This window comes from Sphingorhabdus sp. (assembly GCF_035329025.1).
In the GTDB taxonomy this organism is placed as follows: Bacteria; Pseudomonadota; Alphaproteobacteria; order Sphingomonadales; family Sphingomonadaceae; genus Sphingorhabdus_B.
On record NZ_DAOLHN010000066.1, the window covers coordinates 1 to 8,868 of the forward strand.

At 56.7% G+C, this 8,868-nt stretch carries 13 protein-coding genes and 1 tRNA gene; 6 read left to right on the plus strand and 8 right to left on the minus strand.

Going from position 1 to position 8,868, the window contains the following annotated elements:
* Window positions 1-16: 16 nt before the first annotated feature.
* The 3 genes from PKC81_RS13675 to PKC81_RS13685 are packed head-to-tail and all read right to left on the minus strand — an operon-like array spanning window position 17 to window position 1,114.
* The gene (locus PKC81_RS13675; RefSeq protein WP_324337017.1) at window positions 17-400 is read right to left on the minus strand and encodes a hypothetical protein; all 384 of its coding nucleotides are present in this window, start codon (window positions 398-400) and stop codon (window positions 17-19) included.
* A 4-nt stretch (window positions 401-404) separates the two neighbouring features.
* Window positions 405-701, minus strand: a complete 297-nt coding sequence (locus PKC81_RS13680) for a hypothetical protein (RefSeq protein ID WP_324337019.1) — start codon at window positions 699-701, stop codon at window positions 405-407.
* An 11-nt stretch (window positions 702-712) separates the two neighbouring features.
* On the minus strand, window positions 713-1,114 hold the full coding sequence (locus PKC81_RS13685; protein WP_324337021.1) for a lysozyme inhibitor LprI family protein: 402 nt from the start codon (window positions 1,112-1,114) through the stop codon (window positions 713-715).
* Between the two features lie 108 nt (window positions 1,115-1,222).
* Here PKC81_RS13685 and PKC81_RS13690 point away from each other — a divergent pair, with 108 nt between their 5' ends.
* Entirely contained in the window at window positions 1,223-1,468 is a 246-nt protein-coding gene (locus PKC81_RS13690; RefSeq protein WP_324337023.1) for a helix-turn-helix transcriptional regulator, read from the plus strand.
* 40 nt (window positions 1,469-1,508) lie between these two features.
* Here PKC81_RS13690 and PKC81_RS13695 read toward each other — a convergent pair whose 3' ends face one another.
* From PKC81_RS13695 to PKC81_RS13710, 4 genes are all read right to left on the minus strand, one after another.
* Complete coding sequence (locus PKC81_RS13695) at window positions 1,509-1,868, minus strand: DUF3768 domain-containing protein (protein ID WP_324337025.1); 360 nt, start codon at window positions 1,866-1,868, stop codon at window positions 1,509-1,511.
* A 70-nt stretch (window positions 1,869-1,938) separates the two neighbouring features.
* The gene (locus PKC81_RS13700; protein ID WP_324337027.1) at window positions 1,939-2,571 is read right to left on the minus strand and encodes a hypothetical protein; all 633 of its coding nucleotides are present in this window, start codon (window positions 2,569-2,571) and stop codon (window positions 1,939-1,941) included.
* Window positions 2,572-2,905: 334 nt separating this feature from the next.
* Window positions 2,906-4,180 carry an integrase arm-type DNA-binding domain-containing protein gene (locus tag PKC81_RS13705; RefSeq protein WP_324337030.1) on the minus strand — a complete coding sequence of 425 codons (1,275 nt, stop codon included), beginning with the start codon at window positions 4,178-4,180 and terminating at the stop codon, window positions 2,906-2,908.
* A 169-nt stretch (window positions 4,181-4,349) separates the two neighbouring features.
* Window positions 4,350-4,440: transfer RNA gene (locus tag PKC81_RS13710), tRNA-Ser, on the minus strand.
* A 72-nt stretch (window positions 4,441-4,512) separates the two neighbouring features.
* Here PKC81_RS13710 and PKC81_RS13715 point away from each other — a divergent pair.
* From PKC81_RS13715 to PKC81_RS13735, 5 genes are all read left to right on the plus strand, one after another.
* Entirely contained in the window at window positions 4,513-5,556 is a 1,044-nt protein-coding gene (locus tag PKC81_RS13715; protein ID WP_324337033.1) for a peptidylprolyl isomerase, read from the plus strand.
* The gene (locus PKC81_RS13720) at window positions 5,553-5,873 is read left to right on the plus strand and encodes a DUF1905 domain-containing protein (protein ID WP_324337035.1); all 321 of its coding nucleotides are present in this window, start codon (window positions 5,553-5,555) and stop codon (window positions 5,871-5,873) included. Before PKC81_RS13715 ends, PKC81_RS13720 begins: the two co-directional genes overlap by 4 nt.
* Window positions 5,874-6,106: 233 nt before the next feature.
* Window positions 6,107-6,247 carry a hypothetical protein gene (locus PKC81_RS13725; protein WP_324337037.1) on the plus strand — a complete coding sequence of 47 codons (141 nt, stop codon included), beginning with the start codon at window positions 6,107-6,109 and terminating at the stop codon, window positions 6,245-6,247.
* A 150-nt stretch (window positions 6,248-6,397) separates the two neighbouring features.
* Window positions 6,398-7,009, plus strand: a complete 612-nt coding sequence (locus PKC81_RS13730; RefSeq protein WP_324337039.1) for an SOS response-associated peptidase family protein — start codon at window positions 6,398-6,400, stop codon at window positions 7,007-7,009.
* Window positions 7,010-7,077: 68 nt separating this feature from the next.
* Window positions 7,078-7,779, plus strand: a complete 702-nt coding sequence (locus PKC81_RS13735; RefSeq protein WP_324337041.1) for an NRDE family protein — start codon at window positions 7,078-7,080, stop codon at window positions 7,777-7,779.
* 10 nt (window positions 7,780-7,789) lie between these two features.
* Here the strand turns inward: PKC81_RS13735 and PKC81_RS13740 are convergent.
* Window positions 7,790-8,868 (minus strand): hypothetical protein (locus PKC81_RS13740; RefSeq protein WP_324337043.1); only part of this gene is annotated, 1,079 nt, incomplete at its 5' end.

Below are 8,868 nucleotides of genomic sequence, written 5' to 3' on the forward strand. Positions count from 1 at the left end.
CCAATACTCCGTTAATTTACGCAGCCATCAGTGCCAAATGTTCTGACGACGGACAATAGTCATAAATCGTGGCTGCCGTAACATCGTCCGTGCCAATCCGATCGAACGAAATTGATGGGCCTTCGCCTTCCTCGCAATAGTCTTTGCGGTAGGTGACGCCTTGGATGGCCGCGTAAATGGCGCTGTCATTTATCTTTGGTTCAGCCACTTGCGGTGCTTCGACCACTGTTGGTGGCTGATCAGTTTGCACTGGTGCTATAGCAATCGGAGGCTGTTCCTGTGAGGTTACATCACTATCCGACCCCAACTTCATTCCGAAATACACAGCCCCAGCAATCGCAATCGCAGCGACTACAAAGCCAATGCCGATCAATATATGTCGATTATCGCGCTGGATCATTGGCTCACCCTTCTTTTCGCTTTGAAGCATTGCTTTGCTCGATGGCTTCAGCAACGCGGTGAACACCTGACGCGATTTCCTTGTGGCGATCATGCAGCGAAATCAGGATAGCGATTGCCCCTAGATTGATAATCATGAAGACCACAGCGATTAGCACGCCGCCAATGGCATAGGGTGTCGCCAGTCCCTGCATTGGTCCTTTGGGGTCGATGGCTGCAAAGACGAACAGCGCAATGCCTGTCAGCATGAGGAAACATGCGCCAAGAATGAGATATTTGAACAACGATACGATGAATGCCACGACGCCCGCTCCTAGCCTTTGTAGTTTTCAAGAAAGATTGTCCGACCGATGGTCTCATCGAGAATGCAGCTGGAATAGATGATGCTGGAGAGCGAGCCTCCGCCTTCTTCTGCAGAGGCTCGGGCACATTTAGCATCGCGCTGCTTTATCCAGGCTCGCTGCAATCCGCGTAACTTGTCTTTCCGGGGCTTTGGCAAGGGACGCATGACCATGACATAGGCTTGGTTGAGCCGGGCATCTTGGCGGTCAATCTCTGTGCCCAGACAATCCATCATATCGGCAGTGACGCCGCCCGATGCATCCATGCACTGGGCATAGTCGCGACTATATCGCTTTTCGATCTGTGTTTGCGTCTGTGCTGACGCTGAGGTCGTAATAAAAGCGGTGATCAACAAAGTTCTGGAAAGTTTCATTTTCTTCTTCCTTTTAGATTTTCATGCGTGATCAAGCATAGAACATCAACTAGAAAATGGGCTGTAAATGCCGTGGCCTGATAAGCGCTGTTTTGGGATTGTGCCGCAGTGGCAAGCAATCCGAGAACCCCCGAAGAAGACCGTTGCCTGAAGGCATTGGGCAAAGCGATCCGCGATGCCCGCAAGTCTTGTAATATTTCACAGGAGGCGCTTGCCCATATTTCGGGGATAGATCGTAGCCATACTGGCAAGATCGAACGTGGCGAACGCAACGTCACAGCGCTTAATCTGCTGCGCATCGCTGATGCTCTAAAGATTTTACCGTCGGAGCTATTTGGCAAAGCCGGATTATAAACTGACGGGCAGGCAGTTCTTCCGCACATTGCGTCCATGCTCACCACTCCGTCACGAGCATGATTGTGAGAACGCGGGTAGTTACATTGGGATCAGCAGGATCGTCTGAACCAAATTTCCGGTCCTTGTCGTAATAGTCGATCTTCCAGAGCAAATCGGCATCGAACAATGTCAGATCGCCAAAGTCTCGTTCGCCATGGGGGTCATTGTCCGCGTCAAAACTATCATAGGCGGCAAGCGCCGCTGTGAGGGCTGCTCGATCAAAGTTTTTCAGTGAAGATACGCCGCGCGTGACCACGATTGTGCCACCTTCACCTGTTTTGCGAAGAGTATCGTTTAGTTGGGCTATGGCTTCGGCCCTTGGCAGCGTTGCGCACTGCGTCTCTTTGTCCATGTTCATGATGATATTCTCCAAACAAACAGCACGGCCACCGAACGTGCCGGTGACCGCCTGTTGCTGCCGATCGGGATTATTTGAGCTTCGCTGCTGCGCGGACCTGCTCAACAATCTTGTCGAGTTCAGCCTTTGCAGAGATGGCGAGTTCGACCGCCTTGCCGATGGGAGCCAAGGCTTTGTCGAGATCATTCTCTTCCCAGCCCTTTGCGAGCAGATCACCGCTCACTTTGACGGGCAAGAACAATTGATCTTTGGCCTCGTTACGGACAAATCCAAGTTTGAGCAGAGCATCGAGAGCCTTGTCATTGGCAAAAACCTTCTGGGCCAATGGCAACAGTCCATTGCGGAACACCAACTCCAAGCCCATCTTTGTGGAGCCAACCCCGATCGCCGCTGCAATCCAGCTATATTCGTCTTCGGCATCACAGAACTCGACGATTTCAAGCCAGGCGTCGCCTTTTCCCACGCCCTTTGTCATCTTCCAATCGGGCGGCACGATGAGGGCGCTCCAGCCTGAATCGGCTACTTTCCATTCTTTGGGTGTGAGTTTGGCGACAAGCGCACGAACCTCGCGCATCATGCGCTCGCTCAACAGGTCGCTGGCCAAATGCCAGTCGCTTTCAACATTTGCGATGTTGCGGATGATCCGGGCCGCAATCGCCGGGTCATGCGATTGCGCCACCAAATTTTTCTCATGCTGATCCATTTCATTCTCCATTGCGTATGTGGATGGCCCCCGAAGGGCCTCCGCCAACCGACAAGCTGGCGTTGCAATGGAATGCCCGCATCAAGCTGGGCTAATGCGCCCAATGGCTGATGCATGCTATCTCGCTGTCGGGATCAATCTCCTGACAGGCCCTTTTGTGAACCTCATTCGAAAGTGCGAATTTGTCCGGAAAATTTTGGTCTATAAGCCGACTAAATGGGTAAATCCCGAACACATCGCTGCACGATTTTTAGCGGATTTGGCTAAAAATGTCAAAAATGGCCAAGGCCTGCGGCGGACAATAGGATGTATAAATCAGTATCTTATGGGCAATTCAGCGCCTTTTCAACGTGATTCGCTGGCCTTTGCCGAGGCTGCTTGCAAATGGCATAAACAGGACATTAGAGCCATTGCCTCCCGAGCCCGTCAATTCCCCATTTCCGCAATATTGCACCCACGCTTCCATCAATTCACGACGCTTTTCAAGGGCATGACCTCTTCTGTAAGCCCGCTCGGTGGCTGAGGCGATCGTATGCGCCAACGCCATTTCGACCTCTTCGCGGCCGAATAAAGTCTTGTCGCCGGCCCAATCTCGAAAGGATGATCGAAAACCGTGGACCGTAATGTCTGTCCGGCCGATCCGATTGAGCAGCTGGCTCATCGCCATGTTCGACAATGGACCGCCCCGTGGAGACTTGAACACAAAGTCGGTCGGCTTGTCGGACTTCTTCTTCAGTTCGGTCACAATCGTTACTGCGTCAGCACTCAACGGCACGATATGTTCTTTGCCTGCTTTCATTCGCGATGCAGGAACTTTCCAGAGCATTGCGCTGATATCCAGCTCAGCCCATGTTAGCCCGCGAACCTCACCTGACCGGGCAGCCGTCAAGATTGTGAACTCCAATGCTCTTGCCGCAATGGCAGGCCGTTTGCGTAGTTCTTCCATGAAGGCAGCCATCTCATCAAAAGGCAGCGCTGCATGATGCTTAACTTCAATCTTCGACCGCTTTGGCAACAGCAGTTCGAGATGGCCACGAGCTCTTGCTGGATTGTCGCCAGAGCGCAGGCCTTTGGCTTTCGCTGCATCGAGGATACGCTCAATTCTTCCTCGCACCCGTGAAGCGGTTTCTGGTTTTGCCAACCAAATGGGCTTCAGGACTGCCAGCACATGCTCGGTTGATATCTTAGCAAGCGGTAGATCAAACAAAGGCTTGGCGTAGGTCTGGAGAGTATTGCGCCATTGTTGGCGGTGCTTGGGGTTTTTGAACCCTTCCTCGATGTCGGTGACATACTGCATGGCAAAAGAGCCGAATCTGTTTTCAGGGCTCCGTTCGGCCTCGGCTTCCTGCTTTTCAAAACGCGGATCTTTGCCGTCGAAAATCAGCGCACGGAAATGCTCAGCCTGCTTACGAGCCTCGGCCAGAGAGACCTTCTGAGCAATTCCAATCCCTATTTCGAATCTTTTACCTTCAAATGTCCCGATAAAGATCCAACTACGACCACCTGGCCTTACGCGCAGGTATAAACCTCCGCCATCCGAGTAAATACCTGGCTTACTGATCGCAGCCACCTGTTTGATATTGAGCTTGTTACGCGCGCGCGAGGACATGTGACTCGCAATATAGGTCTTATTCAATTACTGGTAGCCATAATTTAGGCAGCGATTTGACGCGTGCTCCCACAGTCCATTGCGAACTCAAAATCTACGAAAAAATGTTGAAAAACCTAGCTTTCAGCCGTTCGCCCGCGTTCGCGGCGTATTGTGAAAAATCAGGAAATGGCGGAGACGGAGGGATTCGAACCCTCGATACGGTTTTGCCGTATACTCACTTTCCAGGCGAGCGCCTTCGACCACTCGGCCACGTCTCCGCATCCTGGATGGCGCGCCCTATCGTGAGAATGTTGCTTTCGCAAGCGCCGATGCTTTGCAATAAGGTGCGGATGATCAAAAAGCCCTTGTTGCTCGCCTGCGCTGCCGCTTTTGCCGCGCTCCCCTTGTCCGCCCAGGATACGAAACCCGAATATCCTTCGCCGCCGGAAATCGTTGCCAAGGCGCAGGCGGAAGAGTGGGTTGCCATTGCACCGTCTGATCTATTGGTGATGGACTTGGCGCCCGACGCCAAGGGCAAAGCCCGTCGCGTGGTTATCCAGTTGATGCCCGCGCCTTTCAGCCAGGGCTGGGTGGGCAATATCCGCAAGCTGGCGGCGGCGAAGTGGTGGGACGGCACCAGCGTCAACCGCGTACAGGACAATTATGTCGTGCAATGGGGAGATGCGACCGAGAAGAAGGCTTTGCCTGAGGGATTGGCGGTGGTGCCGGAGCGCGAGTATGTCACTCCTTTTAGAGTAGGGGTGATGGAGCAAGTATGGGGAGTGGGTGGAAAGCGCGAGGCGCTGATGGAACTGCTTCCGAGGCCGCCAATGGGCGACAACATCCCGCATTTTGAAGATCCATACGCGCGCAGCTTTAGCTTTGTTGGCGGGTTTCCGGTCGCTATGACTTCAGCGAGCGAATATGCACGGCAAGGTGCGTCCCAAACCACACCAAAATTGATGCTCATGCCGAAAGATCTCTGGCCAACCCACTGCTACGCCATGGTCGGCGTCGGTCGTAACCTGTCGCCCGACACCGGAACCGGAGCCGAACTCTACACCGTTATCGGCCACGCACCGCGGCATCTGGATCGCAATATCGCGCTGGTTGGGCGGGTGATTGAGGGGATTGAGCATCTTTCCAGCCTGCCGCGCGGAACAGGGCCGCTGGGCTTTTACGAAAAGGAGGAGGAGCGGGTTCCGATCACCTCGGTGCGCCTCGGCAATGAAATCTCTGACCTGCCCGCTTTCGAATATCTTTCAACCGAAAGCGCCAGCTTCGCGGCCTATGCCGATGCCCGCGCCAACCGGCGTGATCCATTCTTCATCATTCCTGCGGGTGGGGCAGACATCTGCAATATCCCGGTCCCCATCCGGCGGAAGACGCAGTGAGCGAGAGCGTCGAGACCAGCGCTACCCTATGGATCTGGAGCAGCCCCGAAGCCCCGGCGAGCTGGCATTTCCTGACCATTGATGGCGAAGCGGCCGAAGCGATCCGCGCCACTGCGCTGATGCGGCGGCTGGAAGGCGGGCAACGACGCGGCTGGGGCTCGATCCGCGTAAAAGCTACAATCGGCGATACCAGATGGCAAACCTCGGTCTTTCCATCCAAGGAGAGTGGTGGCTATCTACTGCCGGTCAAGGCCGCCGTGCGCAAGGCAGAAGGCTTGATTGCTGGCGACGAGGTCTTGGTGCAACTGGCCTATTAAAGGCATCAGCCCTTTTTAGGATCCCGGTCGGTCACCACGACAAACAGCATCACGGCCATGAATGCGCCCATCATGCCGGCAAAAATGGCGACAGGCAAAATCGAAAGGTCAGACATGGAAACTCCCTTTTAGAACGCCCATTGCATGCGATCGAAAGAGAACGGTTTCCTTGACTTCAGTCAAAAAATGTAAAAAGTCTTTACTATATCTTTGGTTTTAGCACTTTATTGTGGGTGGAACAGCAGGTCGCAGATCGTATTGCAGTTTCTGGTATTGCCGTGGAGGGGCGATTATGGGTGGTGATGACGACAAGCGACAGGGCGACCGCAGGCAGCGCACAGAGCGGCGATCCGGTGAAGATCGCCGCCGAATGAACGATCCTGCCTATAGCGGCCCGGAAAGGCGTTCCGGCAAGGACCGGCGATCGGATGGTGACCGCCGATCCAATATCGACCGGCGCTCGGAGCCGCGCGGCTGAGCCAGCGAAGGCTTTTCAGTAGAGCCATGCTTCGCTTAATGGGTGCATGGTATTAACTTGCTCGCTCGATCTGCCGTCCGAAGCCGTTGCGACCATATTCAGGGCCGACGCCGGACCTGACCCTTGGGCGGGAGGGGATATCCAGCCCGCACAGTTTGCCCCGGTCATTGTCCGTGCAGGCAGCACCGGGCGCAAAGTGATCCGGCCAATGCACTGGGGCTATCCGGCACCCGGCCAGTCCGCGGAAATGACACCGCCCGGCGCGATGCGCTGGGTCAGCCATGTGCGCAATCTGGAAAGTCCGTTCTGGATTGGCAATCTGCGGCATGCGGGGTTGCGTTGTCTGATCCCGTTGACCTCCTTTGTCGTTTCACTTGGACCCAAGGGCCGGCATTTACGATGCCATATAAGCGGTCGGACGGCATTTGCCGCCGCCGGCATCTGGCGCGACCTTACCGATATGCCGGTTTTCGCAATGTTGACGACCGAACCAAGCCATGCGTTGCTGCCCGTCGAAGGCGGTAAAGCCCCTTCCAGCATGCCGGCGCTTTTGGATGAAGCCGCGCAGGAACAATGGTTACGAGCCGATTGGAAGGAGGCCAGTGCCCTCATCAAGCCTTATGGCAAGGCGGACCTGATCGTCGAAAGCCTGGGCTGACCCCGCAATCGTGCATCCATTTGCCGTCCTCTCTCGCTTTTCATCGCGGGCTGGGCGATAGGCGCGGCATGTGTGTAGTCGCCATCGCCCTTGATTGCCATCCGCGCTGGAAGCTGGTGCTGGCTGGCAACCGCGACGAATTCCACGCGCGGGAAGCAGACCCGCTGGGCCGTTGGGCAGAGGCGCCGCAAGTCCTTGCCGGGCGGGATTTGCAGGCGGGCGGCGGCTGGCTGGGCGTGAGCGAGGAGGGGCGGCTCGCGGTCGTCACCAACATCCGCAATCCAGACGGACCCGATCCCGCCAAGGCGTCGCGCGGGGCGCTGGTTGGCGATTGGTTGATAGCGGGGAAAGCGCCCGAAATGGCTGCGCTTCCCGGTTTCAACCCGTTCAACCTGCTGCTCACCGGGCGGGACGGCGCGACATTGCTATCGAACCTGCCAGAGCCGCAACGCGTGCCACTCTCGGCCGGAATCCACGGGCTTTCCAACGGCCATCCGGGCGAGCCCTGGCCGCGCAAAACCTCCATGGAGGCCGCGCTTTCCGGCTGGATCGACCGCGACGCAACGCCCGAAGAACTGTTCGCGCTGCTACGAGACGAAAGCCTGCTCGACGATGGCGGCGTGCCGATTTTCATCAAGGCCCCGGTCTATGGCACACGGTGCAGCACCGTCGTGCTGGTCGACCATCAAGGGCAGGGCAGCATCACCGAACGCCGCTTTCAGCCCGATGGCAGCGACGCGGGAGAGGTACGCATCGATTTTCGGTGGTAGCGCGCGCGTCTCACTTCTTCCGCAGGGCCTCCGCCAGAGCCAGCGCCGTGTTGAGGTTGCCGATCACCACGCTCGCCTCCGCCCGGCGGATTGAAGGTTTGTCCTTGCCGCGCTCATAGGCCTCGACCGACAGATAGTCGCCCGGTTTCAAACCATTGATAATGCTGACAAAGGGTGCGCCTTCGAACATCAGCGATTTGAGGAACTGGATGAAGACCATCTGGCCCTTGTCCCAGCGCATCTCCATCGATGCGCCTGCTGCATTGTACAGCCGAACGGGCTTATCGGCATCCATTGCGTCGGTGCCGGTGCGGAAAAGCGCGGGGTACACCTCCAGCGCCGCAACCTGGCCTTCATTGGCGGCCAAACCGATCATCCGCATATTGGCATCGGCATCAATGCCGACCTCGCACCGCGCGGAGTTGGTGCCGATGGCCGGCCAACTGCAATGAAAGTCCCCTGCGCCAATGCTCGACAGCACACGGCGCGGCATGCGGCTGGGATCGAGCGCAATGCTGACGCTGCTTTCATTATAGACGATGCGCCCCTTCACCCCTTGCAGCGTGAATTCTTCGGAGCGCATCACGGCAATCTTGCTGCCGCTGGCGTCGAGTGTCTCGACACAGCCCAGCGTGCCGCCGAGCAGCGGGCCGTCGACTGCGGGCTTGACCGTCTCGCGCTCGATTCCCGGTTTGGCCTTGGCGATTGCGGCCAGATCGGCGGGCAGCGGCGCGATGGCAGCGCATACGAGCGGCGGCGGTGCGGCTGGCGGGGTGGCGGCGGACAGCGTGGTGGGCAGCAACAGGCCCGAGGCGATGGCAAGCACAGCGCCTGCCCGACGAGAAATTGGCATAAAAACAGTATCCCCACAGGACGCGCGACCCGTTACGCCTGCTCGGCTAAGCTGTGCCACAGCGGCAGGGCCGGGGCAATAATCGCCCGCACGCTTTTTTATATTGTTTGAACCGCAGGGCGGCCCGTCCATCGATTTATACTCGATCGGCGGCTCATCCTCTTCCTCATCTTCATCTTCGTCAAAACCCGCGGATTCTTCACAAAGTAGAAGCGAAGCCCTTACCCTTGACCGGG

Coding starts and splice junctions, on each gene's coding strand:
- PKC81_RS13730 (WP_324337039.1), top strand. CDS start 6,398: ATGGTATTAACTTGCTCGCTCGATCTGCCGTCCGAAGCCGTTGCGACC.
- PKC81_RS13685 (WP_324337021.1), bottom strand. CDS start 1,114: ATGAAACTTTCCAGAACTTTGTTGATCACCGCTTTTATTACGACCTCA.
- PKC81_RS13695 (WP_324337025.1), bottom strand. CDS start 1,868: ATGAACATGGACAAAGAGACGCAGTGCGCAACGCTGCCAAGGGCCGAA.
- PKC81_RS13705 (WP_324337030.1), bottom strand. CDS start 4,180: ATGTCCTCGCGCGCGCGTAACAAGCTCAATATCAAACAGGTGGCTGCG.
- PKC81_RS13700 (WP_324337027.1), bottom strand. CDS start 2,571: ATGGATCAGCATGAGAAAAATTTGGTGGCGCAATCGCATGACCCGGCG.
- PKC81_RS13735 (WP_324337041.1), top strand. CDS start 7,078: ATGTGTGTAGTCGCCATCGCCCTTGATTGCCATCCGCGCTGGAAGCTG.
- PKC81_RS13675 (WP_324337017.1), bottom strand. CDS start 400: ATGATCCAGCGCGATAATCGACATATATTGATCGGCATTGGCTTTGTA.
- PKC81_RS13715 (WP_324337033.1), top strand. CDS start 4,513: ATGATCAAAAAGCCCTTGTTGCTCGCCTGCGCTGCCGCTTTTGCCGCG.